We start from the raw sequence: 25,222 nt of genomic DNA on the forward strand, positions 1-25,222 counted from the left end.
GAAATTTTTCCCCATATTTGGGGTAGCAGTAGTGGAATGACCCGTCGAGCGTTCGCCGCGTTCTTCCTCCTGGTGACCCTGGTCGCGTCCTGCGGCACGCTCGCCGGGTCGCCTCCGCCGGACCGCGCACAGCAGGGCGACGCCCGGGCGACGCCGTGCAAGGGCACCGGCGACGACTTCCCCGGCGACGTGAAGCTCGCCCGGTGCCTCACGGAGTGGTTCTGGGCGAACCGCTTCGGCCAGAGTGGGGAGACCTACCGCCCGATCACCCGCTTCGTCGCGTACGAGGGGAACGACGGTCCCGACTGCGGCGGGCAGCCGGCCGTGCCGGAGAACGCCTTCTACTGCCCGTACGGGCACTTCGTCGCCTACGACGCCACCTGGCTGAAGGCGATGTACGACCGGATGGGCGACGGCGCGGTCTACGTGGTGATCCCACATGAACTGGGGCACGCGGTCCAGGCCCAGCTCGTGGACGACTTCCGCTACAACGTGCAGCGGGAGCTTCAGGCCGACTGCTACGCGGGCGCCACGCTCGGCGGCCTCATCCAGGCGCGGGCGCTGCGGGCCGAGGAGGGCGACGAGGAGGAACTGCTCGTCAACCTCGAAGCGGCCGGCGACCCCACCGACGCCTGGTGGGCGCCCGACGCGCATGGCACGCCGCAGCAGCGGCAGGGGTACTTCGCCCAGGGCTACAACGAGGGCGTGGGGGCCTGCTGATCCCCGCCCGGATCCGTCGTACGGGCCTGCCGGCCGGCCCACGGTGAGGCGGAGCACGATGCGGCGTGGCGGGCGGAGCGTGGCGGGTCACAGTGGCGATGCGGCGTGATGTGATGGCGGGGCACGTGCGAAGGCGGTGGAGGACGGCGTGAGGCGGACGATCGCGACGGGTCTCGGCGTGCTCGCCGCGGCGAACCTGCTCAACAACCGCGTCGCCCGGCGCTGGGCCCCGGTGACGTCCGCCGCCGCGACCGGCGCGCTCCTGCTGATCGCCCGGCGGGCCGGGCTGACCCGGCATGAGCTGGGCTTCCGGGACGCCCGCGCGGGCGCCGCGACGGGCGGGGCGCTCGCCGCCGCCGTCGCCGCGGGGTACGCGGCCGGGGTGGCGCTGCCCCGGACCCGGCCGTTGTTCCACGACCAGCGGGCGCTGGCGCTGTCGCGTCGCCGGGTGCTGGAGGAGGCCCTGGTCCAGGTGCCCTTCGGGACCGTGCTGCTGGAGGAGGTCGGTTTCCGCGGCGTGCTCCCGGCCCTGCTCGGCCGGGTCCTGCCCGCGCGTACGGCGGTCGCCGCCTCGGCCGCGCTGTTCGGGGTGTGGCACGTGCTGCCCGCGCTCGACATGGCGCGGGCCAACCCCGCCCTCGGACGCCTGGCGGCGGGGGAGGACCCCGCCCTGGGGGACGGCCGCCGGGGCGGTGCGGAGGCGGGGCGGCTGGTGGCGGGGACGGTGGCGTCCACCGCGCTGGCGGGGCTGGTGTTCCACGGGCTCCGCCACCGCGCCGGTCTGCTCGCCCCCGCGCTGCTGCACGTGGCGACGAACTCCCTCGGTTACGCCGCCGCCCGGGCCGCCCGCCGCCTGGACGACCGCAGCGCCGGCCCCGCCGCCCTACTCAGGCGGTGACGACCCGCTGGAACGCCTCGGCGTACGAACCCTCGGGGAGGCCCGCGGCGGCGGCGTTGGCGGAGAGCCAGCCCTTGATCATGCCGTCCAGGTCGGGGATGTGCGCGGTCTGGCTCTCGTGGGCGCGCAGGGCGGCGACCTTCCGGTCCACCGTGGAGGTCACGTCGACGTAGTGGTTCACGGCCATCCCGCCGCTCAGCCAGACCTCGCGCACCGTCCAGGCCTCCAGGCCCTCGTCGGTGAGCAGTTCGGGGAAGGCGTACGGGTTGCGGGCGTCGGGATAGACCGCGTCGAGGGTGGCGCCGCCGACGGCCCGGTGGTCGGGGTGGCTCGGCCCGAGCCGCTCGTAGTTGCGGTCGGGGGTCGAGGTGACGACCAGGTCCGGCCGGACCTGGCGGATCACCCGCGTGATGTCGCGGCGCAGGCCGAGCGTCTGCTCGACCATCCCGTCCTGGTATCCCAGGAAGCGCAGGTCGCCGACGCCCACGCACTTGGCCGCCGCCGTCTGCTCGGCCCGGCGCAGCGCCGCCATGCCGCCGTTGTCCACCAGACGGTCGAATCCGCCCGCGTCGCCATCGGTGACCAGGCAGTACACGACCTCGGCCCCCGCCTCGGTCAGCCTGGCGACCGTTCCCGCCCCGCCGAAGTCGATGTCGTCGGGGTGCGCGACGACGACCAGCACTTTGCGGATTTCCGCCTCGTCCAGCACGGGCAACCTCCTCATGGTCCGGCAATTACCTTAATCGGGCCTTGCCGGGTGAGTGGGCTCCGGATGTCGGTGGGCGGTCATACCCTAGGGACGTGTCCATCGGAGCCGCCACCCATCCCTTGCTCGACGGCCTCAACCCGCAGCAGCGGGACGCCGTGACCCACCAGGGCAGCCCCCTGCTGATCGTCGCGGGGGCGGGCTCCGGGAAGACCCGGGTGCTGACCCACCGCATCGCCTACCTGCTGGCGGAACGCGGCGTCCAGCCGGGGGAGATCCTCGCGATCACCTTCACCAACAAGGCCGCCCGCGAGATGAAGGAGCGGGTCGACAAGCTGATCGGCCCGAGGTCCAGGGCGATGTGGGTGATGACGTTCCACAGCGCCTGCGTGCGGATCCTGCGGCGCGAGGCCAAGCGGCTGGGCTTCTCCTCCAGCTTCTCGATCTACGACCAGGCCGACTCCCAGCGGCTCATGGCGATGGTCTGCCGCGAGCTCGACCTCGATCCCAAGCGCTATCCGCCGCGGTCGTTCTCGGCCCAGGTCAGCAACTTCAAGAACGAGCTGATCGACTACGAGACGGCGGCCGACCGGGCGTCGACGCACCTGGAGCGCACGCTCGCCGAGGCGTACCGCACCTACCAGCGGCGGCTCACCGAGGCCGGCGCGATGGACTTCGACGACCTGATCATGCTGACGGTCACGTTGTTCCAGCTCTTCCCCGAGGTGGCCGAGCACTACCGGCGCAGGTTCCGGCACGTGATGGTCGACGAGTACCAGGACACCAACCACGCGCAGTACACGCTGATCCGCGAGCTGGTCGGGCGGCCCGAGGTGCGCACCGCCGACGGCGACGTGGTGCGCGAGGGCGTCGAGCCCGCCGAACTGGTCGTCGTCGGCGACGCCGACCAGTCGATCTACGCCTTCCGCGGCGCGACGATCCGCAACATCCTGGAGTTCGAGCGCGACTACCCGGACGCCCGGACGATCCTGCTGGAGCAGAACTACCGCTCCACGCAGACGATCCTGAACGCCGCCAACTCGGTCATCTCCCGCAACGAGGGCCGCAAGCCGAAGAACCTGTGGTCCGACCAGGGCGCGGGATCGAAGATCATCGGTTACGCCGCCGACAACGAGCACGACGAGGCCATGTTCGTCGCGCAGGAGATCGACCGGCTCTGCGACGACCACGACGTCACGCCGGGTGACGTGGCGATCTTCTACCGCACGAACGCCGCATCCCGCGTCTTCGAGGAGATCTTCATCCGCACCGGCCTGCCGTACAAGGTCGTGGGCGGGGTGCGGTTCTACGAGCGCAAGGAGGTCAAGGACCTGCTCGCCTACCTGCGGGTCCTGGCCAACCCGAACGACACGGTGTCGCTGCGGCGGGTCCTCAACGTGCCCAAGCGCGGCATCGGCGACCGGGCCGAGGCGATGGTCGAGGCGTTCGCGAACCGGGAGCGCATCGGCTTCTGGGAGGGGCTGCGCCGGGCCGGCGAGGCTCCGGGGCTGGCCACCCGGTCGCTCAACGCGATCAGGGACTTCGTCGCGATGCTGGAGGAGTTGCGGGCCAAGGAGCTTCCGCTCTCCGACCTCGCGGAGGAGGTGCTCCGCGTCACCGGCTACCGCACGGAGCTGGAGACCTCGGGCGATCCGCAGGACGAGAGCCGGCTGGAGAACCTCAACGAGCTGATCTCGGTGGCCGCCGAGTTCGAGGAGGCCAACCCGGAGGGCACGCTCGTCGACTTCCTGGAGCAGGTCTCGCTGGTCGCCGACGCCGACCAGATCCCGGGCGGGAACGCGGGGGTCGTCCCCCCGGGCGATCGCGCTCCCGAGACCGGCGAGCACGGCGGGGTGGTCACGCTGATGACCCTGCACACCGCCAAGGGCCTGGAGTTCCCCGTGGTGTTCCTCACGGGCATGGAGGACGGGGTCTTCCCCCACATGCGCTCGCTGAGCGACCCGAAGGAACTGGAGGAGGAGCGCAGGCTGGCGTACGTCGGCATCACCCGGGCCAAGCAGCGGCTCTACCTGTCCCGCTCGGCGGTGCGGTCCTCGTGGGGGGCGCCGTCCTTCAACCCGGCCTCGCGCTTCCTGTCGGAGGTGCCGGGCGACCTGGTCGAGTGGCGCGGCGACCCCGGCAAGACCGCCTGGTCCGCCGCGACCTCCCGCCCCTCCGCCCGTACGGCGCCGGCGCCCAAGGCGGGCGGCCGTCAGATGCCGAGCCTGTCGCCCGGCGACCGCGTCACCCACGACAGCTTCGGGCTGGGCACGGTCGTCAGCGTGGACGGCGTCGCCGAGAAGACCCGAGTAAAGATCGACTTCGGTGGGGACGGGGAGAAGACCCTGCTGCTCGCCTACGCGCCCATCGAGAAGCTCTGAGCGGCGGCAGGGAGCCTCTGAGCGGCGGTCGGGATCCTCTGAGCGGCGGACGGGCGGGGAGCCCGGCCGCCGCGGGCGTCCATACGCGGATCAGTCGCCCAGGTCGATGACCTGCGGCAGGTCCGGCACGCTGCCGTCGATGTCCGAGGTGCTGGCGACCTGGTCCTTCGGCGGCGCCTTCACCGTGACCTTCCCGCCCCAGCCGCCGTAGGCGGTCGTGCTGCTCATCTCGATGCCGATGCTCGTCTTCTTGACCTTCAAGGTCGTCGTCAACGAGCTGGACACCTTGCGGACGAGCTGGTCCCCGCCGATCCACAGCCTCCAGCTGATCACGCCCTTCGACATGCTGGAGGGCAGGCCCTTGCGCAGCGACGGCACCGCCGCGGCGAGCTGCTTCACCGTGATCGTGCCCCGGTAGAGCGTGGTCCGCGCGCCGTTGACGACACCGCCCGCGCCCTTGGCCCTGGTGGTCGCGAGGACCGCCTGGAGGGCACGCGGGTCGAGCGGGTTGACGAAGCCGCCGAGGCCGGTCAGCGCCGCGTCCGGGTCCTGCCCGGGCAGGCGCAGCCACGACTTGCCGTCGGGCAGCAGGTCCGCGTAGATGCCTCCGGAGACGTACGACGTCCGGCCGACGGTGATGGTCCGCATCGGGTCGTTGAGGCCCTTGAGCTCGTCGTCGTCGCCCAGTCCGCCACCGTAGTTGGTCTTGGTGGTGATGTCGGAGGACGCGACCCCGGACCGGCCGAACCCGACGACGCCCTTCGCGCCGGACTTGATGTCGATCAGGCCGCCGTAGTTCAACCTGGCGGACGAGACGACGCGTACGCCACGGCCGGGAACGAACTGCTTCTTGAGCGCCGCCACCGGGTTCGCGGGCCGCGCCCGGCTTCCCGTGGGGGTCTGCGCATGGGCGGGGGCGGCGACGGCGGGCGCGACGAGCGCGGCCGTCGCGGCGCACGCCAGCGCCATGAATGCTCGCTTCACGTGGGGTTCCTCCCGTAAGTGCCCTTGATCATCAAGAGCGGCCCGGGAATCCTCGTGGTTCATGATCACGGAAAAGTCACGGAAATCTAGATTTCCTGTGAAATGGCAGATGAAGAGCGGGTATGCGGGGTGATTATTATTTCGGGCGAATAATTCGCATGCGAAAGGAACGCATGGAGGAGAGGCCGGCTGTCGAGGAGATCTCCCGGCTCTATCCTGCCGTCCACCGGTGTCTCCGGATGTCCGGGCAGCCGGTGGGCGAGGGCGACGTCACGGCGCGCATGGCGTCGGTCCTGCGCCGTCTGGTCGCCCACGGCCCGCTCACGGTGGGCGAACTGGCCGGGCAGTTGCGGCTGTCCATGGCCGCGACGACCGAACTCGTCGACCGTGTCGAGGACCGGGGCCTCGTGGTGCGGGCCCGCGACCGGCGCGACCGCCGGCGGGTCTTCGTCAGCGTCACCGACGCCGGCCACGCCGCCGCCCTGACCGCCCTGCCGCGGGAGGAGGACCCGCTGGCGCGGGCCGTACGGGCCATGACCCCGGGGGAGCGGCAGGGGCTCGTCGACGGCCTGCGCGCGCTGCTGCGCGCGGCGCGGGCGGACGGCTGAGCCGCGCCGCGGCGGGCAGGGGAGCGTTCGCCGTCCCGGCGGTTACGCTTCGGGCAGCGGCACCATCTGGGAGGTCTTCATGGCAGGCAGGATTCGGGTCGTCGTCGCCAAGCCGGGGCTCGACGGGCACGACCGCGGCGTCAAGGTCGTGGCGCGGGCGTTGCGGGACGCGGGCATGGAGGTCGTCTACACCGGGCTGCACCAGACGCCGGAGCAGATCGTCCGGACGGCGATCCAGGAGGACGCGGCGGCCATCGGGCTGTCCATCCTGTCGGGCGCCCACATGACGCTCTTCGCCCGGCTCTTCGAGGTGCTGCGCGAGGAGGACGCCGAGGACATCGTAGTGTTCGGCGGCGGCATCATCCCCGAGGCCGACATCCCCGAGCTGGAGCGGATGGGGGTGGCGCGGATATTCACGCCGGGCTCCACGACACAGGAGATCGTGGACTGGGTCCGTTCTGCGGTTCCCGCCACCGTTTAGGCATTTTGCCCAACCTTGCCGTAATCGAGGGTTGAAGGCAAGGCTCCGGGTGACCCGATGACAAGGCCATGCTCGCGCGGGGACTAGGCTTCTTGCGCGGAATAGCCGGGCGGGACGACGGCGCCCGGCCTCGGACATCAAAAGGGACGGACCCTCGTGGACCTGTTCGAACATCAGGCGAAGGAGCTCTTCGCGGAGTACGGCATCGCGGTGCCGCGCGGAATCGTGGCGCACACCGCGGATGAGGCGCGGGCGGCTGCCGAGCAGCTCACCGGACGCGTTGTCGTCAAGGCCCAGGTCAAGACCGGCGGGCGCGGCAAGGCCGGCGGCGTGAAGGTGGCCGACGACGCCGCCGACGCGTACGACAAGGCGACGCGGATCCTCGGCATGGACATCAAGGGCCACACGGTCCACAAGGTCCTGATCGAGGAGGCCAGCCAGATCGCGGAGGAGTACTACTTCTCCTTCCTCCTCGACCGTGCCAACCGTACGTTCCTCGCGATCTGCTCCGCCTCCGGCGGGATGGACATCGAGGAGGTCGCGCACACCGCGCCGGAGAAGGTGGCGAAGGTGCCGGTCAGCCCGCTGACCGGCGTCGACCGCGCCAGGGCCCGCGAGATCGCGGTGGCCGGCGGCCTGCCGCAGCAGGCGCTGGACGGCGCCGCCGAGCTGATCGAGAAGCTCTGGGCCGTCTTCGTGGACGAGGACGCCTCGCTCGTCGAGGTCAACCCCATGATCCTGTCGGCTGACGGCCAGGTGAAGGCGCTCGACGGCAAGGTCACCCTCGACGACAACGCGGACTTCCGCCAGGCGGAGCACGTGACGTACGTCGACAAGGCCGCGGAGGACCCGCTGGAGGCCCGGGCCAAGGAGAAGCACCTCAACTACGTGAAGCTGGACGGCGACGTCGGCATCATCGGCAACGGCGCCGGCCTGGTCATGTCCACGCTGGACGTCGTGGCGTACGCGGGCGAGGAGTTCCCCGGGCGGCCCAAGCCGGCCAACTTCCTCGACATCGGCGGCGGGGCCTCGGCCGAGGTCATGGCGAACGGGCTGGAGATCATCCTGTCCGACCCGTCGGTGAAGTCGGTCTTCGTGAACGTCTTCGGCGGCATCACCGCCTGCGACGCGGTCGCCAACGGCATCGTCTCGGCCTTCAAGCTGCTGGAGAGCCGTGGCGAGGAAGTGACCCACCCGCTCGTCGTCCGTCTGGACGGCAACAACGCCGCTCTCGGGCGGCAGATCCTGGCCGACGCCGCGCTCCCGCGCGTCGAGCTGGTCGACACGATGGACGAAGCGGCCAAGCGCGCCGCCGAGCTCGCCGCGGTAGGTGCGTAATGGCTATCTGGCTCACCGAGAACAGCAAAATCATCGTTCAGGGCATGACCGGCGGTGAGGGCACCAAGCACACCCGCCGCATGCTCGCCGCCGGGGTGAACGTCGTGGGCGGCGTCAACGCCCGCAAGGCCGGCGTCACGCACGAGGGCCTGCCGGTCTTTGGCACCGTCAAGGAGGCCATGGAGCAGACGGGCGCGGACGTCTCCGTCGTCTTCGTGCCCCCGGCGCACACCAAGGCGGCCGTCCGTGAGGCCATCGACGCCGAGATCCCGCTGTGCGTGGTCATCACCGAGGGCGTGCCGGTCCACGACACCACCGAGTTCTGGGCCTACGCCGTCTCCAAGGGCAACAAGACCCGCATCATCGGGCCGAACTGCCCCGGCATCGCCTCGCCCGGCGCGTCCAACGCCGGGATCATTCCGGCCGACATCACCACCAAGGGCCGCGTGGGCCTGGTGTCGAAGTCGGGCACGCTGACCTACCAGCTCATGTACGAGCTGCGCGACATCGGCTTCTCCACCTGCGTCGGCATCGGCGGCGACCCGGTCATCGGCACGACCCACATCGACGCGCTCCAGGCGTTCCAGGACGACCCGGAGACCGACGCGATCGTGATGATCGGCGAGATCGGCGGCGACGCCGAGGAGCGGGCCGCGGCCTACATCGACGAGCACGTCACCAAGCCCGTCGTCGCCTACGTCGCCGGGTTCACCGCGCCCGAGGGCAAGACGATGGGCCACGCCGGCGCGATCGTGTCCGGCTCCGCCGGCACCGCCCAGGCCAAGAAGGAGGCCCTGGAGAAGGTCGGCGTCCGTGTCGGCCGCACTCCCAGCGAGACCGCCCGCCTCATGCGCGAGCTCATGTCGTGACCAAGGGGTCGTGACGGGCGGGCCGCCGGGTCTTCAGGGGTTCCGGCGGCCCAGCCGGTCTCCCGGCGCCGTTCGTGACCTCACGCCTCCGGCGTGAGGTCACGACGCGTATGAGGGGGGGAGCCGCCGCGGGCGGCGACTGCAAGAGCATCCCATTTCGAGCGGGGGTGAACGGCGTGGCGACGTGGAGAGCGGCGGCCGCGCTGGGATGATGAGGTAGCGTGACGGGACTTATCGATCAAATCAGGACCGGTCCCCGCGCCGTCCTCGGTCGCGGTGGCGCCGGCGACGACGAGGAGAGCCGCCGTCCGCTTCCCGTCTCCGGCATGCTGGCTGCGTTCTGGACGCTCGGCGTCGGCATCGCCGTGCTCACCACGCTCACGCTCATCGGCTGGATGGCCGCCCCCCGGGGGCCCTTCGGCGAGGGCCTGCCCGGCGTGTTCCGCACCGCCTGCCAGCTCTGGCTGGCCGCCCACCACGCCGGATTCGCGATCCCCGGCGGCCGGGTGGGCCTGCTGCCCATCGGGCTCATGATCCTGCCCGGCGCGCTGCTCTACCGGGCGGGCCTGTGGATGGCACGCGACGCCGACCTGCGGTTGAGGATGCCGGCCCGGCTGCCGAAGGGCACCCCCCGCGACGTCGAGAACGCCCGCCGCCGCGCCCAGCTCGTGCTCATCGCCCAGGCCGGCATCTCGCTGGCCGCGCCGTACGCGCTGCTCGCCGGGGTGATCGCCCTGGTGTCGCGCAACGAGATCATGCAGCCGTTCCCGGGGGAGGCGCTCGTCAGCCACCTGCTGCTGGCCTTCGTCACGGGATCGGTGGCCACCGCCCGCACGATCGGGCCGTGGCGGTCGATGCTGCGCCTGCTGCCCGAGCGGCCGCGCTCGCTCGTCGCGGGTACGGCCGTCGCGACCGCGCTGCTCCTCACGGCCGGGGCGGTGCTCGTCCTCGTGGCCGTGGCGATGAACTTCACCCGGATCCAGCAGATGTCGGAGGTGCTCAGCCCCGGCCTGGTCGGCGGTGGGCTGCTCCTGCTCCTGGAGGTCCTCTACTTCTTCAACGCCGTGATCTGGGGAATGGCGTACATCTCGGGACCCGGCTTCGCGGTGGGCGCGGGCACGCTGGTCGCGCCCACCGGGGTCAAGCTGAGCGCGGTTCCCATGCTGCCGCTGCTCGGCGCGCTGCCGCCGTCCGGCACCGCGCCCCCGTGGGTCATGTCGGTGATCGCGGTGCCGTTCGCCGCGGGGGCGGTCGCGGGCGTGGTGACGGCCCGCGTCGCGCCGACCCCCTCGATCGAGGCCGCGCCGCTGTGGGGCTTCGTCTGCGGAATCACCAGCGGGCTCGCGGCGGGGACGCTCGCGGCGCTGTCGGGCGGGCCGCTCGGCGGGGCCGGGCTGGCCGCCGTGGGGCCCTCCCCCTGGGAGGTGGCGCTGTCGGTCGCGCTGGAGGTCGGCGTGGCCGCCGGAATCTCGGCCGGCATCGCCAACTGGTGGCTGATCTCCCGGCGGCCGGCGACCCCGCCGGAGCCGGTCAGGAAGGCCGGCGCCGTGATCGCCAAGGCGGCCGGGAAGGTGCGACCGGCCCGGGGCGCCCATCTCCCGGGCCACTGGCTGGACGCCACCGAGGCGGAGACCCAGCCGATCCCCGTGATCAGGGACGACTGGACCGACGAGCACGCCGCGGCGACCGCGGAGACGTTCGACGACATGACCGCCCGGCGGGGCCGGCCGGAGCCGTCGCGCAAACCGCCCGCCGGCGCCGCCCCGAAGCCGCGTACGGACATCGTCGACGAGACCGACGACCGCGGGGGTCACGTCATCTACGTCGACCCCTACGCCTGGGACCGCGACTGACGACCCACCGGCCGGCCGGCGGCGGGACGCGCCTGACGGACGACAGCCCGCCGTCGGAGGGCCGGGCCAGGGAGTGCTCGCCCATGCCTCCGGCCGCGCCCACGAGCGTCTTCACGGGCTCGGGCAGACCAGGGTCTCGGGTATGGGCCCGGCCACGGTTTCGGGTGCTGCGCCCGGCTCGGGGACGCTCGAGGCGAGGCGGTCCCGCAGCCGGGTCAGGCGGCCGATCTCGTCGTTCAGTGCGGCGATGCGGCGCTGGACGACCCCCGTGCCGCCCGTGCAGCCGGGGGAGCCGTACGGCGGGAGGGTGTCGCCCTCCAGCAGGTCCAGGCGGTCGGCGCAGCCGGCGACGTCCTCGACGGTCAGGCCGAGGGCGAGCAACTGGCGCACCAGGCGGATGCGGGCGATCTCACGCGGGCCGTACTCCCGCTGGCCCGACGCCGTGCGCGGCGGGAGGAGCAGCCCACGCTGCTCGTAGAAGCGCAGGGCGCGCGGAGTGGTCCCCGTCGCCGCCGCGGCGTCGCCGATCCGCATGCCCGTCCCGCCTCCGCCTTCACGCCCTGCCGTGGCCACACCGTCACGGTCACATCGTCGCGGGCGCATCGTCACGGCCACATCGCCCTGACGCACCGCTCCGGCCGCACCGCTTCGACCGCACCGCTCCGGCCGCACTGTTCCGGCCGCCTCGTTCTGGCCGCACTCGTGTGGTCGTTTTGCCGCAGTCATCACGATCGCATCTCTACGGCCGTATCACCACTGTCGCGCGCTCCCGGCCTGCCGGGACCCGCCGTCTTCGGCCGCGTTGTTCACGGCGTCGTTCACGGCGTCGTTCACGGCTCCACGACGACGGTGCCGACGTGTCGTCCGTCGAAGAGCTCACGCAGTGCCAGCGGTGCGCGGTCGATGCCCGGGATCCGCGTGTGCGGAAAGGAGATGGACCCCGAGCGGAGCCAGGCGCCGAAGCGCTCCCTCCACTCCGCGGTGGTCGCCGCGTCGACGCCGGTCAGGCCGCGAAGGGTGATGTTCCCGAGGATGAGCCGGAAGGTGTCCAGCTCCACGGGAGCGGTCGCGCCGGTGGACGCCGCCGACAGCTGCGTGGCCAGGGTCCCGACCAGGACGAGACGGGCTCCCGGCCGTGCCGCGTCGGCCGCCGCACGGAGCTGCTCGCCGCCGACGTTGTCGACGACCACGTCGATGCCGTCGGGCGCGGCCTCGGCCAGCCGCGCGCCGATCGGACCGTCGCCACGGAGGACGACCGCGTCGTAGCCGAGCTCGGCGGTCATGCGCTCGGCCTTCGCGGCCGAGCCGGTGCTGCCGATCACGCGCGCCGCGCCCAGCAGGCGGGCGATCTGGCCCGCGAGCGACCCGACGCCTCCGGCGCCCCCGCTGACGAACACGGTCTCTCCCGGGCGCAGGCCCGCGATCCGCGTCAGGGCCGCGTACGCCGTGGCCCCCGGAGCGAGGTAGGCGGCGGGATCGGGCAGGGCGCCGTCCAGCGGCTCGGAGTCGGGGACCACGGCGTACTCGCGCCAGCCCTGGAAGTGCGAGACCAGGTCGCCCGGCCGCAGGCTCGCGCCGTCCCCGGCCGTGACGACCTCGCCGACGGCGGGGCCGAACAGCGTGTCCCCCGGCCGCAGGGGCGGAAAGGGCGCGCCCGGCACGCCCCCGGCCGTCAACGTGCGCAGCGCCGGAAAGACCTGGAAGCAGCGGTTGCGCACCAGGACCTCACCGGCTCCCGGCACAGGCGTCGGGACCTCCACGACGGCCAGGTGCTCGGGGCCGGGCAGACCGGACGGAACCTCGGTGAGCCGGATCTCCCGTACGGTGCCGGGCGGTGTCTCGGACATGGGCTTCTCCTCGCGCGACGACGTGAGCGGCCGTGCGGCCCCGCCGCACGCCGCCGCGACGGTAAACCCTGACCCGTACGTCAGGGGCAAACCGGAGGAACCCGGCCCCCGGCGAGGGGCCGTCAGGCGGGGGCGGGGACGGAGGCGGGCCAGGCCATGCCGAGCTTGTCCTCGAAGGCCCGCATGAGCTGGTCGGAGCACTGCTGCTGGGCGGCCACCGTGCCCGCGCCCTTGCGGCACTCGGTGTAGGCGTTGAGCTCCGCCGAGAAGTAGAGCTGGAAGGCCGTCGTGACGGCGCCCAGGACGAACGCGAGTGTCGACAGCACCACGGCGCCGGTCGCCATGCCGATGCCCTGCCGTGCGCGGTTCAGCAGGCGGAGATCGCGGACGGCCACGATGAACGCGAAAACCGACAGCGCCAGCCCCGCGGGCGGCAGCAGCAGGGTGAAGACCATGGCCGTGACGGCCAGGGCCAGCGCCCTGCGTCCTCCCGTCGCCGGGGCCGAAGTCTCAAGGGATGTTGTCACGGTCTCCTCGCCTCGCGTTCGCATAGCCCGTCGTGAATCCTGATGGCCGGCGCCCGATACGCTTTAGCTGCGTCGAGGGCCCACCCTCCACGCGCGACCATCTCTAAGGAACCATCTCCCGGTAATCACCTGCAAAACGAAGCCAGCTCACGAAGGAGTTCCGCCCTGTCCTTCCGGCTCGTGGTCCTCGTCTCGGGATCGGGGACCAACCTGCAAGCGCTGCTCGACGCCGCCTCCGACGACGCGTACGGCGCGACGGTGGTGGCCGTCGGAGCCGACCGCGACGACATCGAGGGCCTGGCGCGGGCCGGGCGCGCGGGCGTCCCCACGTTCGTCGAGAGGGTGGGCGACCACCCAACCCGGGAGGAATGGGACGAGAGCCTGGCGGAGCGCATCGCCGGGCACCGGCCCGACCTCGTGGTCTCCGCCGGGTTCATGAAGATCCTCGGTCCTCGCGTGCTGGCCGCGTTCCCGGTCGTCAACACCCACCCGGCGCTGTTGCCCTCCTTCCCGGGCGCCCACGCGGTGCGCGACGCGCTCGCGTACGGCGTCCGCGTCACCGGCTGCACCGTGCACCTGGTCGACGCGGGCGTGGACACCGGGCCGGTGATCGCCCAGGAGGCGGTGCCGGTGCGGGAGGGCGACGACGAGGAGTCGCTGCACGAGCGGATCAAGACCGTCGAGCGCGGCCTCCTCGTCGAGATGGTCGGCCGGATGGCCCGCGAGGGCTGGACCACGACCGGGCGGACCGTACGCCTGGGGACGGCGCGAACCGCGGGACAGGCCGCCGCCGCGCGGCGCCCGGCGCCCGTCGCAGAACCGGCTCCGGCACAGGACCGGACACAGGGCACGACATCAGGAAGGACCACGAAGTGACCCGCATCGCCATCCGCCGTGCGCTCATCACCGTTTACGACAAGACGGGTCTGGAAGACCTGGCGCGGGGGCTTGAGGCCGCGGGCGTGGAGATCGTGTCGACCGGCGGCACCGCCGCCGCGATCGCCTCCTACGGCGTGCCGGTCACCAGGGTGGAGTCGCTCACCGGCTTCCCCGAGTGCCTGGACGGCCGGGTCAAGACCCTCCACCCGCGGGTGCACGCCGGGCTGCTCGCCGACGGCGGCAACCCCTCGCACGTCAAGCAGCTGGAGGAGCTGGAGATCGAGCAGTTCCAGCTCGCGGTGGTGAACCTCTACCCGTTCGCCGCCACGGTCGCCTCCGGCGCCTCGGACGCCGAATGCGTCGAGCAGATCGACATCGGCGGCCCCGCGATGATCCGGGCCGCCGCCAAGAACCACGGCACGGTGGCCGTGGTCGTCGACCCCGCGGCGTACGGCGACGTGCTGGCCGCGGCCGCTGAGGGCGGCTTCACGCTGACCGAGCGCAGGAGGCTCGCCGCCACGGCCTACGCGCACACCGCCGCGTACGACGTCGCGGTGGCGTCGTGGTTCGGCAACGTCTACGCCCCCGAGGGCGAGTGGCCGTCGTTCATGGGCGCGGCGTGGAAGCGCAAGGCGGCCCTGCGGTACGGCGAGAACCCGCACCAGGGAGCCGCGCTCTACACCGGCGGCACGGACGGCCTGGCCAACGCCGAGCAGCTCCACGGCAAGGAGATGTCCTACAACAACTACGTGGACGCCGACGCCGCCTGGCGGGCCGCCTGGGACTTCGCCGAGCCGGCCGTCGCCATCATCAAGCACGCCAACCCCTGCGGCATCGCCGTGGGCGCCGACGTGGCCGAGGCGCACCGCAAGGCGCACGAGTGCGACCCGGTCTCGGCGTACGGCGGGGTGATCGCGGTGAACCGCGAGGTGACCCGTGAGCTGGCCGAGCAGATCGCGCCGATCTTCACGGAGGTCGTGGTGGCGCCGTCGTTCGCGGCGGACGCGCTGGAGATCCTGCGGGAGAAGAAGAACATCCGGCTGCTCGCCTGCCCGTCGGGGCCGGCGAACGCCGCGGAGTTCCGCCGCGTCGACGGCGGCCTCCTCGTGCAGACGGTCGACCGGGTGGACGCCCCCGGCGACGACCCGTCCGGCTGGGAGCTCAGGGCCGGCGAGCCGGCCTCGCCCGAGGTGCTGGCCGACCTCGCCTTCGCCTGGCGGGCCTGCCGTTCGGTGAAGTCCAACGCGATCCTCCTCGCGACCGGCGGCGCGACCGTCGGCGTCGGGATGGGCCAGGTCAACCGGGTCGACTCGGCCCGGCTGGCGGTCGCGCGGGCCGGTGAGCGCGCGGCCGGATCGGTCGGGGCCTCCGACGCGTACTTCCCCTTCCCGGACGGCCTGCAGGTGCTGACCGAGGCGGGGGTGAAGGCGATCGTGGAGCCGGGCGGATCGATCCGCGACGACCAGGTCATCGAGGCCGCCAAGGAGGCGGGCATCACGCTCTACTTCACCGGCACCCGCCACTTCTTCCACTGACCGGACCACGGTCAGCGGGGGCGCGACGCGATCGGAGGGGCACTCGGGGGACAGAAAGGGCGGAAACGGCACGATCACCCTTGTGGTGCGGTTAGCCTGAAACGCCCCACTCTTCTTCCCCCGGAGTCCCTCCATGCCCGTTGACATGCTCACGACTTCTTTCGCCCTGATGAACGGCGTGTGGAACAGCCCCCTCGCGCTGCTGCCCATCGCGGTCCTGGCCGCGTACTTCGGGTGGAAGATCGTGGAGTTCATCCCTCTCACCCGCCGGATCATCGAGCGCCGCGAGGGGGCTCAGTAGAACCACCTGGACGAACTGGGGAGTGCGATGACCGCGCGGCTTCTGGACGGCAAGGCGACCGCCGCCACGATCAAGGGTGAACTGGCGGAGCGGGTGAAGGCCCTGGCGAACCGGGGCATCACCCCCGGGCTGGGCACGATCCTGGTCGGTGAGGACCCGGGCAGTCAGATCTACGTCGCGGGCAAGCACCGCGACTGCGCGGAGGTCGGCATCACCTCCATCCGGAAGGACCTTCCGGACACCGCCACCCAGGCCGACGTGGAGGCCGCGGTCGACGAGCTGAACGCCGACCCGGCCTGCACGGGCTACATCGTTCAGCTTCCGCTGCCGCGTCACCTGGACACCCAGGCGCTCATCGAGCGGATGGACCCGGCCAAGGACGCCGACGGCCTCCACCCGGTCAACCTGGGCAGGCTCGTCCACATGGTCGACGCCCCGCTGCCGTGCACCCCGCGCGGCATCGTGGTGCTGCTCCAGCGGTACGGCGTGCCGATCAAGGGCGCCGAGGTCGTCGTCGTCGGCCGGGGCATCACCGTGGGCCGGCCGCTGGGCCTGCTGCTCACCCGGCGCGCGGAGAACGCCACCGTGACGCTCTGCCACACCGGCACCCAGGACCTGGCGTCCCACGTGCGCCGGGCGGACATCGTCGTCGCCGCGGCCGGGGTGCCCCACCTGGTGACCGCGGAGATGGTCAAGCCGGGCGCGGCCGTGCTCGACGTGGGCGTGTCCCGGGTCGACGGGAAGATCGCCGGAGACGTGGCCCCCGACGTCCGCGAGGTGGCGGGTTTCGTCGCCCCCAACCCCGGCGGGGTGGGGCCGATGACCCGGGCCATGCTGCTGGCCAACGTCGTCGAGGCCGCCGAGCGGCAGTGACGGCACCGGCCGGCCCTGGTGGCCGGCGTGGTCCTGGAGGCGTGGTCCGGGTGGCGTAAGGACCCGGGCAAGGATCGGAATCACGCCGCTTCGCGGGCGCTAATGTCACCTATCCTCACATATCGTGAGTGTTCGGACGCACTCCGTACATGCGAGGATCGCGCGTCCCTGGGTGCCCGCGGCGGCGGGCCGGGCCGCGCTGCTGATCGGGGCCCTGGACATCGTCAACGGCGTCGTCCCGCGGTTCCGTACAAGCAGGATCAGCGAGATCGCCGGAATTCTGCCGGGCAGTGTCACCACGCTGGCCGAAACGGCCTCTCTCCTGGTCGGAATCCTGCTGATCATGCTGGCCCACGCCCTCAGGCGGCGCAAGGCGAGGGCCTGGCGGGCGGTGGTGGTGCTGCTGCCCGTGGGCGCCGTCCTGGAGGCGCTGCGCTGGCGGCACCCCCTCGCCGCGTCGGTCTCGCTGCTGCTGTTCGGGGTGCTGCTGCTGAGCAGGGCGGAGTTCTACGCCCTGCCCGACCCACGCTCCCGCTGGCGCGCCCTGGGCAACCTGATCGTGCTCGGCGCGTTCGACGTCGTGATCGGATGGGTGCTGGTCGCCGCGCACGCCCGTGACGTCGCGGGCCGGCTCGGCCCGGGCGACCGGCTGCGGCAGGTCGTCCTCGGCCTCGCGGGCGTGGACGGTCCCGTCGGCTACGCCTCGGCGCACGCCGGCGCCCTGGTGTCGTCCTCGCTCGCCGGGCTCGGCGCCCTCACCGCCGTCACGACCATCCACCTCGCGCTGCGGCCGGAGCGCCCGGCCGCCGCGCTCACCCCCGGCGACGAGCGGCGCCTCAGGGCCATGCTCGACCAGTGGGGCGGGCAGGACTCGCTCGGCTACTTCGCGCTCCGCAGGGACAAGAGCGTGATCTTCTCGCCCAGCGGCAAGGCGGCCGTGACGTACCGCGTCGTGGCCGGGGTGATGCTGGCGAGCGGCGACCCGCTCGGCGACGCCGAGGCCTGGCCGGGGGCCATCCGCCGCTTCCTGGAGGAGGCCGGGCGGCATGCCTGGATCCCGGCCGTGATCGGCTGTGGCGAGAGCGGAGGCGAGGCGTGGACCCGGGAAGGCGGTCTCGGCGCGCTGGAACTCGGCGACGAGGCGGTCGTCGAGGTGGCCGGATTCACCCTGGAGGGCCGGGCCATGCGCAACGTGCGGCAGATGGTCCACCGGGTGGAGCGTCTCGGCTACACCTGCCACGTACGGCGGGCCGGTGACCTGACCGAGGCCGAGCGGGACCGCATCCACGCCGCGGCCGTCTCCTGGCGCGGCACCACGGCCGAGCGCGGCTTCTCGATGGCACTGGGCCGGTTCGGCGATCCCGCCGACGCCGGCTGCGTGGTGGTGACGGCCCACGGCCCGGCGCAGGCGTCACCCCCCGCCGCCGGGGCCAGGCCCAGGGGCGGGGAGGAGACGGGGGACGTCCGGGCCGTGCTGCACTTCGTCCCGTGGGGACGCGACGGGCTGTCGCTCGACCTCATGCGCCGTGACCTGCGGGCCGATCCCGGTCTGAACGAGTTCCTGATCGTGAGGGCCCTGGAGGCGGCGCCGGAGCTCGGGGTGACCAGGGTGTCCCTCAACTTCGCGGTGTTCCGGGCCGCGCTGGCGCGGGGGGAGCGGCTGGGCGCGGGGCCGGTGTCACGGGCCTGGCGCGGTGTCCTCGTCTTCCTGTCCCGCTGGTTCCAGATCGACTCGTTGTACCGGTTCAACGCCAAGTTCCGGCCGGTGTGGGAGCCGCGGTTCCTGGTCTTCCCCACATCGCGCGACCTGCCGCGCATCGGCGTCGCGGCGCTCAGGGCCGAGGCGTTCCTGACCCCGCCACGCCTCCGCCGGGGGGTCAGCCCATGCTCTTGGCGCCGTCGAGGGACTCGCGGATGATGTCGGCGTGGCCCGCGTGCTGGGCGGTCTCGGCCATGACGTGCATCAGCACCCGGCGGGCCGACCACGACGTGCCGGGCTCGTGCCACGGGGCCTTCGGCAGCGGCTGGGCGGCGTCCAGGTCGGGCAGGCCGGCGACCAGCTCGTCGGTCCGGCGGGCGACCTCGGCGTAGTCGGCCAGCACACCGGCCAGCGTCTCGCCGGGCAGCAGCCGGAACTCGTCGGCCCTCCGGGCCCAGTCGGCCTCGGTCATGGCGGTGAAGTCACCCATGGCCGACGGGCCCTCCAAGATGAAGCGCGCCCAGGTCCGTTCGACCGAGGTGACGTGCTTGATCAGCCCGCCCAGGCACAGTTCGCTGGCGGTGGTCCGCCGCCCGGCCTGCTCGTCGGTGAGGTCGCGGGTGGTGAAGCGCAGGAAGTGCCGCTGCTTGGCCAGCATCGCCAGCAGGTCCGCGCGCTCGCCGGTGAGGTCGCGGGTGGTCGGCTCGCCGACGGTCGTGGTCTCGCTCATGGTTCTCCGCCTTCGCTGTCCTGTATGGCCGGTCAGAACCCACGCTAGGCGGCACAACGGTCACTTTCTGACCTCAATTGCGGAAGAATCATGGCATGGCGAATACCAGCGAGCGGACGCTGCGGCTGCTGTCGCTGCTGCAGACCCATCGGTACTGGCCAGGCGCCGAACTGGCCGAACGGCTGGGGGTCTCGGTCCGCACGCTGCGCCGGGACGTCGACCGGCTGCGGGAACTGGGCTATCCGGTCGAGGCGCAGCGCGGCGTGGACGGCGGCTATCAGCTCGCCGCCGGCGCGGCACTGCCGCCACTGGTGATCGACGACGACGAGGCGGTGGCCCTGGCCCTGGGACTGCAGGCCGCCGCGCAGGGCGCGGTGGAGGGCATCGCCGAGTCCTCGGTGCGGGCGCTGGCCAAGGTGGTGCAGGTGATGCCGGCCCGGCTGCGACGCCGGATCGACGCGCTGCGCGCGATGACCGTGCCCGCCGGCTGGGACGGCCCGGTCAGGGCGGGCGTCGACCCGGGCGTGCTCACCACGGTCGCGCTGGCGTGCCGGGACGACGAACAGCTCCGCTTCTCCTACACCGCCTCCGACGGCAGGCACACCGAGCGGCACGTCGAACCCCATCGGCTGGTCTGTCTCGGCCGCCGCTGGTACCTGGTCGCCTACGACCTCGTCCGGCACGACTGGCGCAGCTTCCGGCTCGACCGGCTCACCGCACCCCACCACACCGGCTCCCGGTTCCGGCCCCGGGAACTGCCCGCCGCCGACGCCGCCGAGTTCGTGCGGGCCGGCCGGGACAACCTGCCCCGGCCGTACCGGGTGGAGGTCCTGGTCGACGCCCCGGCCGTGACCGTGCGTGAACGGATCGGCAGGTGGAGCATGATCGAGGAGATCGACGACGAGCACTGCCGGATGCGGATGACGGCGGACTCCCTGGACTGGCCGACCTTGGCGCTGGGCGTGGTCGGTGCCGATTTCCGCGTCATCCATCCGCCCGAACTGATCGACCGAATCCATGAGTGGGGAGCCCGGTTCAACCGGTGCGAGAAAACTCTTCCCTCGTCTTAGCCCATTCGCTCATAAATCACTTTTTGTCACCATCGGATGCCGGCGCCGACCGGTTGGGAACGCTCCACCGGCCGCGAGGGATGGACGGCTTCCACTTCCACGCGGCCGGTGTGTCACCGGTTCAGGAGGCCCGGCGGCCTACGGGGGCGCGTTGCGGCTCCTGCTCGGCCGGGCCGCTCGCGCGCTGCGGCGGCACGACCGGCGTGGGCCGCACGAGGCCGAGGGCGACGACCTCGTTGGCCAGCCTGGTCCGCCGGTTGGTGCCCTCCGGGATGCGGAACTTCTGGTAGAGCCGCAGCAGATGCTGCTTGACCGCCGCCTCGGTGACCACCAGGTCGTCGGCGATCTCCCGGGCCGTGGCCGGCGCCACGAACGCCTCGTCCGACAGGGCGGGGCGGCACAGCGAGGTGAGCACGTCGACCTCGCGGCGGGTCAGTTCCGGCGCGGCGGCGCGGCGCAGTTCGACCTCGGGCGCGAGGTCCTCACGCGGGATCCCGCCGACCCGGGCCCGGGCGGCGCCGAAGGAGACGACGTCGCCGTCGTCCAGCACCCTCCGGGCGATCGGCCTGCCGTTCACCCGTGTGCCGTTGCGGGACAGGCCCAGGTCCACGACGTACAGGTAGGGCCCGCGACGCACGAATTCGGCGTGCAGCCGTGACACGCTCGGATCCGCCAGCCGGATGTCCGCGCCCCGGCCGCGACCGATCGTGGTGACGTCGGGGCGCAGCGGTACCACCTCGCCGCTGTCCTCGATCCGTATGAACGGCCCCTCCACGGCAGTTCCTCCCCAGGTAGCCCGCCGTTACTTTCTCTATAGATGCGGCTTACCCACCCGTGGCGAGGGGGAATCGCCTTTGCCATAAGCAGAATCTCCCCTGAAATTGATCTGGGCCTTTGAGGGGCTTCTTCCCTGCTCACGGGTAGACTTCGGGCGGAGATAAGCGGAGGAAATACTATGAAGCAGACTTCCTCGGACGGGGGGGACTTGGGGGGTGGAACCCCCCGAGAGGTTGCAGACAAGCCCACCAAAGGACTCGCCGATGTCGTCGCCGCGTCCACAGCGCTGAGCGACATCGACGGCAAGGCGGGCCGGCTCTTCTACCGTGGCTACGACATCCACGACCTGGCCGGCCGCACCACCTTCGAGGAGACCGCCCACCTGCTCCAGCGCGGGTCGCTGCCGTCCCGCGCCCAGCTCGCCGACTACGGCGCGGAACTGGCGCGTGGCCGCACCCTGGGCACGCTCGTCGAGCGCGACATCCCCGAGATCGCCGAGAGGCAGGCGCCCATGGAGGCGCTGCGGACGCTGGTCTCCCTGGCCGGCGCGGACGATCCGGACAAGGATTCCAACGCCCCCGAGGCCAACCTGCGCAAGGCCGCGCGGCTGACCGCCCAGCAGCCGATCCTGGTCGCCCGCTACCACGCGGCGCGGACCGGGGCGACGCTGCCCGAGATCGATCCCGAGCTGAGCATCGCCGGGAACTTCCTGCTCCAGATCACCGGCCGGCGCCCCGAGGGGCGCGCCGCCGAGATCTTCGACACCTGTCTCGTGCTGCACGCCGACCACACCATGAACGCCTCGACGTTCGCCGCCCGTGTGTGCGCCGCCACGCTGTCCGACATGCACTCGGCCATCGTCGCCGCCATCGGCACGCTCAAGGGGCCCCTGCACGGAGGCGCGAACGAGCAGGTCATGCGTACGCTGGAAGAGCTGGACCCACGCGGCGTCGCCCAGGCCGTACGGGACAGACTGGCGGCGGGCGAGAAGATCATGGGATTCGGGCACCGCGTCTACAAGACGGAGGACCCCCGGGCGACGCACCTGCGGCGGATGTCGGAGGAGCTGGCCGAGGCCTCCGGCGACGACACCTACTACCGGATGTCCCGGGAGATGGAGGAGGTCGTCCTCGCGGAGAAGCACCTGTACCCGAACGTTGACTTCTACGCGGCCACCGTCTACCACTACCTGGGCATACCGACGGATCTGTTCACTCCCGTGTTCTCGGTCAGCCGGATGTCGGGGTGGACCGCCCACGTGATCGAGCAGCACGCCGACAACCGGCTGATCCGGCCCGACAGCGAGTACATCGGTGAGCGCGACCAGAAATGGGCGCCCATCGGTGAGCGCTGACATGGAGGACCGCGGTGGCAGGCATGGGAGAGACGTGAGAACGGGCGAGAGCACGGCCTGGGGGTCGTACCTGGTGGTGGCGGCCGGCGTGGCCGCCGGACTGAGCGCGATCGGGCTGGGGGCGCCGGTGTCGACCGGCGGAGTGGTGATGGGAGGCGCCTTCCTCGCCGGGTCCGTCACCCGGCTGGCGACGTCGGACCGGCGGGCGGGTGCGCTCGCGGTCCGCGGCAGGCGGACCGACGCGATCACGCTGGCGGCGTTCGGCGTGGCGCTCGTGGCCGGCTCGCTGCTCATGCTGCTGCGCCTGCACGACTCGTAGGAACGCGACCTCGTCGCGGGCTTACCACACCCGTCCGATAGCCTCAACGGCCAGTGAGCCTCAAAAAGGACGTGCTGGCCAGTCAGACCAGAAGGGGAACCCCACGCATGCCCAAGATCAAGGTAGCGGGCCCTGTCGTCGAGCTCGACGGCGACGAGATGACCCGGATCATCTGGCAGTTCATCAAGGACCAGCTGATCCTTCCCTACCTCGACGTCGACCTGAAGTACTACGACCTCGGCATTGAGCACCGCGACGCCACCGACGACCAGGTCACGATCGACGCCGCCAACGCCATCAAGCAGTACGGCGTGGGCGTCAAGTGCGCGACGATCACGCCGGACGAGGCGCGGGTCGAGGAGTTCGGCCTGAAGAAGATGTGGAGGTCCCCGAACGGGACGATCCGCAACATCCTCGGCGGTGTCATCTTCCGTGAGCCGATCATCATGTCGAACGTCCCCCGGTTGGTGCCCGGCTGGACCAAGCCGATCGTCGTCGGCCGTCACGCCTTCGGCGACCAGTACCGCGCCACCGACCTCAAGGTGCCGGGCGAGGGCACCTTGACGTTGACCTTCACCCCGAAGGACGGCGGCGAGCCGATCGAGCTCAACGTCTTCGACTTCCCCGGCTCCGGCGTCGCCCTGGCGATGTACAACCTGGACGAGTCGATCCGCGACTTCGCCCGTGCCTCGATGCGGTACGGCCTCAACCGCGGCTACCCGGTCTACCTGTCGACCAAGAACACCATCCTCAAGGCGTACGACGGCCGGTTCAAGGACATCTTCGCCGAGGTGTACGAGAGCGAGTTCAAGGCCGACTTCGAAGCCGCCGGGATCACCTACGAGCACCGGCTGATCGACGACATGGTGGCCGCCTCCCTCAAGTGGGAGGGCGGGTACGTCTGGGCCTGCAAGAACTACGACGGCGACGTCCAGTCGGACACCGTGGCCCAGGGCTTCGGCTCGCTCGGCCTGATGACCAGCGTGCTGATGACCCCCGACGGCCGCACCGTCGAGGCCGAGGCCGCGCACGGCACGGTGACCCGGCACTACCGTCAGCACCAGCAGGGCAAGCCGACGTCCACGAACCCGATCGCCTCGATCTTCGCCTGGACCCGCGGCCTGCAGCACCGCGGCAAGCTCGACAACCAGCCCGAGGTGATCGACTTCGCCGAGAAGCTGGAGCAGGTCTGTGTCGAGACCGTCGAGGGCGGCCAGATGACCAAGGACCTCGCGCTCCTGGTCGGCGGCGACGCCGAGTGGCTGACCACGCAGGACTTCCTCGCGGCTCTCGACGAGAACCTCAAGAAGAAGATGTCCGCCTAGCGGCCTGGTACGGAGAATCGGCCTCTGCCCGCGGTTCCACCGTCGGGGCGGAGGCCGATTCGCGTCCATGGGCCGTCCATGGGCCGTCACGCCCTTCTCCGGGAGACGTCCTCCGCCGCGCCGGACGACCGCGGGTACGCCGGCAATCGGATCCGGATCGCCCGGCAATCCGACGCCGACGGCTTCCGGCGACTCTGGTCGAGGGCCGGGCCACCACAGGCGAAGACCCTCGACGAAGGAAGCGCGATGGCAGAGACGACGCACGCCTCACACAACCCCGCCGAAGAAGCGGTGCCCACGACGAAGGTCAAGGAGTGGGCCAGCAAGGCCCGCATCGAGCTCGGCCAGTGGCTCAGGACGGCGACGATCGGCAGCGACGTCAAGGCGGCCGCCGAGGAGGTGTGGAAGAGGCTCGGCGCGCTGGAGAGCGCCCTCGTGAGCCAGACGAAATCCGAGGCGGAGGCGCGCGCGGCCTTCGTCACGTGGGTCTACGAGAACGACTGGAACGGCGGCTTCACGTGGTACCTGGAGGAGAAGGCCAGGGTGGTCGCCGAGGCGAACAGGCTCGAGGCCGAGCAGGCCATCCAGCGTTTCATCGCCAAGGCCCGTACGGAGGCCCAGAGGGCGACCAGGACGCAGGGCGGGCTGGGCACGGTGGTCGCCGGTCTGGCCGACCTCGGCACGCAGCAGACCTTCACCGGAACGAGCGGCGCGTACCCCTACCTCGCCCGGACGGAGAAGCATCCGGTCATGGAGGAGATCCTCGCCAAGGTCGGCCAGGGCGAGGAGTGGACGGTGGACAACTGCGCCGAGGTCGACGCGATGAACAAGTACCTCTACAAGATCAAGGCGCGGGTCCTGAGCGACGTCCAGGGCAAGAACCTGTACTTCCACGCCGAGACGTGGAACTGGGACAAGAAGGTGTGGCAGCCCCGCAAGGCCTGCGGCAACTGCGACAAGTGGCTGAAGACCATCGGAGCGCGCCGCGTCTGACCCGGCCGCCGCTCGCCCGCCGCCCGGCAGGAGGGGGAGCCGCCCGGAGACATTCCGGGCGGCCCTTTTCCGTCACTTGGGGATGGGGACCGCTCGCCGCATTGTCACGACTTCCTGACGTCACGGCGTGGTATCGGGAACCGGAAGCGCCGCGC

25 protein-coding genes are annotated in these 25,222 nt (G+C 71.7%); 18 read left to right on the top strand and 7 right to left on the bottom strand.

Features of this window, described 5'->3' with window-relative positions:
• The first annotated feature begins 36 nt into the window (after positions 1-36).
• Both HHX37_RS12170 and HHX37_RS12175 read left to right on the top strand, forming a co-directional pair.
• Positions 37-720 carry a neutral zinc metallopeptidase gene (locus tag HHX37_RS12170; protein WP_182885453.1) on the top strand — a complete coding sequence of 228 codons (684 nt, stop codon included), beginning with the start codon at positions 37-39 and terminating at the stop codon, positions 718-720.
• A gap of 148 nt (positions 721-868) precedes the next feature.
• The gene (locus tag HHX37_RS12175; RefSeq protein WP_182885454.1) at positions 869-1,618 is read left to right on the top strand and encodes a type II CAAX prenyl endopeptidase Rce1 family protein; all 750 of its coding nucleotides are present in this window, start codon (positions 869-871) and stop codon (positions 1,616-1,618) included.
• On the opposite strand, the gene HHX37_RS12180 is transcribed toward HHX37_RS12175, so the two are convergent.
• Positions 1,608-2,342, bottom strand: a complete 735-nt coding sequence (locus tag HHX37_RS12180) for a PIG-L deacetylase family protein (protein WP_220498733.1) — start codon at positions 2,340-2,342, stop codon at positions 1,608-1,610. The genes HHX37_RS12175 and HHX37_RS12180 overlap by 11 nt on opposite strands.
• Before the next feature lie 104 nt (positions 2,343-2,446).
• On the opposite strand from HHX37_RS12180, the gene pcrA reads away from it, so the two are divergent.
• Positions 2,447-4,705, top strand: coding sequence for a DNA helicase PcrA (gene pcrA / locus HHX37_RS12185; RefSeq protein ID WP_182879947.1), 2,259 nt, complete (start codon positions 2,447-2,449; stop codon positions 4,703-4,705).
• A 90-nt stretch (positions 4,706-4,795) separates the two neighbouring features.
• Here the strand turns inward: pcrA and HHX37_RS12190 are convergent, their stop codons facing one another.
• On the bottom strand, positions 4,796-5,689 hold the full coding sequence (locus HHX37_RS12190) for a hypothetical protein (protein ID WP_182885455.1): 894 nt from the start codon (positions 5,687-5,689) through the stop codon (positions 4,796-4,798).
• Between the two features lie 158 nt (positions 5,690-5,847).
• Here HHX37_RS12190 and HHX37_RS12195 point away from each other — a divergent pair, with 158 nt between their 5' ends.
• The 5 genes from HHX37_RS12195 (at position 5,848) to HHX37_RS12215 (ending at position 10,838) form a co-directional block, all read left to right on the top strand.
• A complete protein-coding gene (locus tag HHX37_RS12195; RefSeq protein ID WP_182885456.1) occupies positions 5,848-6,297 on the top strand; it encodes a MarR family transcriptional regulator in 450 nt (149 codons plus the stop codon).
• Positions 6,298-6,376: 79 nt separating this feature from the next.
• Complete coding sequence (locus tag HHX37_RS12200) at positions 6,377-6,778, top strand: cobalamin B12-binding domain-containing protein (RefSeq protein ID WP_111698412.1); 402 nt, start codon at positions 6,377-6,379, stop codon at positions 6,776-6,778.
• A gap of 156 nt (positions 6,779-6,934) precedes the next feature.
• Positions 6,935-8,116 (top strand): ADP-forming succinate--CoA ligase subunit beta, encoded by a 1,182-nt coding sequence (gene sucC, locus HHX37_RS12205; protein WP_182874024.1) that lies wholly within the window; start codon positions 6,935-6,937, stop codon positions 8,114-8,116.
• The gene (gene sucD / locus HHX37_RS12210; protein ID WP_111698408.1) at positions 8,116-8,985 is read left to right on the top strand and encodes a succinate--CoA ligase subunit alpha; all 870 of its coding nucleotides are present in this window, start codon (positions 8,116-8,118) and stop codon (positions 8,983-8,985) included. The genes sucC and sucD overlap by 1 nt, the downstream gene beginning before the upstream one ends.
• A gap of 221 nt (positions 8,986-9,206) precedes the next feature.
• The gene (locus tag HHX37_RS12215; RefSeq protein WP_182885457.1) at positions 9,207-10,838 is read left to right on the top strand and encodes a DUF6350 family protein; all 1,632 of its coding nucleotides are present in this window, start codon (positions 9,207-9,209) and stop codon (positions 10,836-10,838) included.
• 111 nt (positions 10,839-10,949) lie between these two features.
• Here the strand turns inward: HHX37_RS12215 and HHX37_RS12220 are convergent, their stop codons facing one another.
• The 3 genes from HHX37_RS12220 to HHX37_RS12230 all read right to left on the bottom strand — a co-directional run bounded on the left by HHX37_RS12220 (position 10,950) and on the right by HHX37_RS12230 (position 13,212).
• Positions 10,950-11,372: a MerR family transcriptional regulator gene (locus HHX37_RS12220; protein ID WP_182879681.1), complete on the bottom strand. Its 423-nt coding sequence runs from the start codon at positions 11,370-11,372 to the stop codon at positions 10,950-10,952.
• Between the two features lie 296 nt (positions 11,373-11,668).
• On the bottom strand, positions 11,669-12,685 hold the full coding sequence (locus HHX37_RS12225) for an MDR family NADP-dependent oxidoreductase (protein WP_182879682.1): 1,017 nt from the start codon (positions 12,683-12,685) through the stop codon (positions 11,669-11,671).
• Between the two features lie 122 nt (positions 12,686-12,807).
• Positions 12,808-13,212, bottom strand: coding sequence for a hypothetical protein (locus HHX37_RS12230; RefSeq protein ID WP_182879683.1), 405 nt, complete (start codon positions 13,210-13,212; stop codon positions 12,808-12,810).
• A gap of 165 nt (positions 13,213-13,377) precedes the next feature.
• Here HHX37_RS12230 and purN point away from each other — a divergent pair, with 165 nt between their 5' ends.
• The 5 genes from purN (at position 13,378) to HHX37_RS37695 (ending at position 18,718) form a co-directional block, all read left to right on the top strand.
• Entirely contained in the window at positions 13,378-14,088 is a 711-nt protein-coding gene (gene purN, locus HHX37_RS12235; protein ID WP_220502843.1) for a phosphoribosylglycinamide formyltransferase, read from the top strand.
• Entirely contained in the window at positions 14,085-15,626 is a 1,542-nt protein-coding gene (gene purH / locus HHX37_RS12240; protein ID WP_182879685.1) for a bifunctional phosphoribosylaminoimidazolecarboxamide formyltransferase/IMP cyclohydrolase, read from the top strand. The genes purN and purH overlap by 4 nt, the downstream gene beginning before the upstream one ends.
• A gap of 145 nt (positions 15,627-15,771) precedes the next feature.
• On the top strand, positions 15,772-15,927 hold the full coding sequence (locus HHX37_RS12245) for a hypothetical protein (RefSeq protein ID WP_165900492.1): 156 nt from the start codon (positions 15,772-15,774) through the stop codon (positions 15,925-15,927).
• 27 nt (positions 15,928-15,954) lie between these two features.
• Positions 15,955-16,800, top strand: a complete 846-nt coding sequence (locus HHX37_RS12250) for a bifunctional methylenetetrahydrofolate dehydrogenase/methenyltetrahydrofolate cyclohydrolase (RefSeq protein ID WP_111698398.1) — start codon at positions 15,955-15,957, stop codon at positions 16,798-16,800.
• A gap of 124 nt (positions 16,801-16,924) precedes the next feature.
• On the top strand, positions 16,925-18,718 hold the full coding sequence (locus tag HHX37_RS37695) for a phosphatidylglycerol lysyltransferase domain-containing protein (RefSeq protein WP_220502821.1): 1,794 nt from the start codon (positions 16,925-16,927) through the stop codon (positions 18,716-18,718).
• Here the strand turns inward: HHX37_RS37695 and HHX37_RS12260 are convergent.
• Positions 18,678-19,229 (bottom strand): DinB family protein, encoded by a 552-nt coding sequence (locus HHX37_RS12260; RefSeq protein ID WP_182879689.1) that lies wholly within the window; start codon positions 19,227-19,229, stop codon positions 18,678-18,680. The two genes, HHX37_RS37695 and HHX37_RS12260, sit on opposite strands and share 41 nt — an antisense overlap.
• A 95-nt stretch (positions 19,230-19,324) precedes the next feature.
• Here HHX37_RS12260 and HHX37_RS12265 point away from each other — a divergent pair, with 95 nt between their 5' ends.
• Complete coding sequence (locus HHX37_RS12265) at positions 19,325-20,299, top strand: helix-turn-helix transcriptional regulator (RefSeq protein ID WP_182885459.1); 975 nt, start codon at positions 19,325-19,327, stop codon at positions 20,297-20,299.
• A 121-nt stretch (positions 20,300-20,420) separates the two neighbouring features.
• Here HHX37_RS12265 and HHX37_RS12270 read toward each other — a convergent pair whose 3' ends face one another.
• Complete coding sequence (locus HHX37_RS12270; RefSeq protein ID WP_111698390.1) at positions 20,421-21,074, bottom strand: FHA domain-containing protein; 654 nt, start codon at positions 21,072-21,074, stop codon at positions 20,421-20,423.
• Between the two features lie 180 nt (positions 21,075-21,254).
• Here HHX37_RS12270 and HHX37_RS12275 point away from each other — a divergent pair, with 180 nt between their 5' ends.
• From HHX37_RS12275 to HHX37_RS12290, 4 genes are all read left to right on the top strand, one after another.
• On the top strand, positions 21,255-22,430 hold the full coding sequence (locus tag HHX37_RS12275) for a citrate/2-methylcitrate synthase (protein ID WP_182879691.1): 1,176 nt from the start codon (positions 21,255-21,257) through the stop codon (positions 22,428-22,430).
• Positions 22,431-22,464: 34 nt separating this feature from the next.
• Positions 22,465-22,749, top strand: a complete 285-nt coding sequence (locus HHX37_RS12280) for a DUF3017 domain-containing protein (protein WP_182885460.1) — start codon at positions 22,465-22,467, stop codon at positions 22,747-22,749.
• A gap of 107 nt (positions 22,750-22,856) precedes the next feature.
• Positions 22,857-24,074: an NADP-dependent isocitrate dehydrogenase gene (locus tag HHX37_RS12285; RefSeq protein WP_150930663.1), complete on the top strand. Its 1,218-nt coding sequence runs from the start codon at positions 22,857-22,859 to the stop codon at positions 24,072-24,074.
• Between the two features lie 246 nt (positions 24,075-24,320).
• Complete coding sequence (locus HHX37_RS12290) at positions 24,321-25,067, top strand: YwqJ-related putative deaminase (RefSeq protein ID WP_182879692.1); 747 nt, start codon at positions 24,321-24,323, stop codon at positions 25,065-25,067.
• The last annotated feature ends 155 nt before the right edge of the window (positions 25,068-25,222 follow it).

The organism is Microbispora sp. H10885 (assembly GCF_014161415.1).
GTDB lineage: Bacteria > Actinomycetota > Actinomycetes > Streptosporangiales > Streptosporangiaceae > Microbispora > Microbispora triticiradicis.

What these genes read in the sequence shown, in the direction of transcription:
- HHX37_RS12200 (WP_111698412.1), top strand. Translation starts at nt 6,377, where the DNA reads ATGGCAGGCAGGATTCGGGTCGTCGTCGCCAAGCCGGGGCTCGACGGG.
- HHX37_RS12265 (WP_182885459.1), top strand. Translation starts at nt 19,325, where the DNA reads ATGGCGAATACCAGCGAGCGGACGCTGCGGCTGCTGTCGCTGCTGCAG.
- HHX37_RS12180 (WP_220498733.1), bottom strand. Translation starts at nt 2,342, where the DNA reads ATGAGGAGGTTGCCCGTGCTGGACGAGGCGGAAATCCGCAAAGTGCTG.
- HHX37_RS12260 (WP_182879689.1), bottom strand. Translation starts at nt 19,229, where the DNA reads ATGAGCGAGACCACGACCGTCGGCGAGCCGACCACCCGCGACCTCACC.
- HHX37_RS12225 (WP_182879682.1), bottom strand. Translation starts at nt 12,685, where the DNA reads ATGTCCGAGACACCGCCCGGCACCGTACGGGAGATCCGGCTCACCGAG.
- HHX37_RS12275 (WP_182879691.1), top strand. Translation starts at nt 21,255, where the DNA reads ATGAAGCAGACTTCCTCGGACGGGGGGGACTTGGGGGGTGGAACCCCC.
- HHX37_RS12170 (WP_182885453.1), top strand. Translation starts at nt 37, where the DNA reads ATGACCCGTCGAGCGTTCGCCGCGTTCTTCCTCCTGGTGACCCTGGTC.
- HHX37_RS12245 (WP_165900492.1), top strand. Translation starts at nt 15,772, where the DNA reads ATGCTCACGACTTCTTTCGCCCTGATGAACGGCGTGTGGAACAGCCCC.
- HHX37_RS12250 (WP_111698398.1), top strand. Translation starts at nt 15,955, where the DNA reads ATGACCGCGCGGCTTCTGGACGGCAAGGCGACCGCCGCCACGATCAAG.
- sucD (WP_111698408.1), top strand. Translation starts at nt 8,116, where the DNA reads ATGGCTATCTGGCTCACCGAGAACAGCAAAATCATCGTTCAGGGCATG.
- HHX37_RS12220 (WP_182879681.1), bottom strand. Translation starts at nt 11,372, where the DNA reads ATGCGGATCGGCGACGCCGCGGCGGCGACGGGGACCACTCCGCGCGCC.
- HHX37_RS12195 (WP_182885456.1), top strand. Translation starts at nt 5,848, where the DNA reads ATGCGAAAGGAACGCATGGAGGAGAGGCCGGCTGTCGAGGAGATCTCC.
- HHX37_RS12290 (WP_182879692.1), top strand. Translation starts at nt 24,321, where the DNA reads ATGGCAGAGACGACGCACGCCTCACACAACCCCGCCGAAGAAGCGGTG.
- HHX37_RS12285 (WP_150930663.1), top strand. Translation starts at nt 22,857, where the DNA reads ATGCCCAAGATCAAGGTAGCGGGCCCTGTCGTCGAGCTCGACGGCGAC.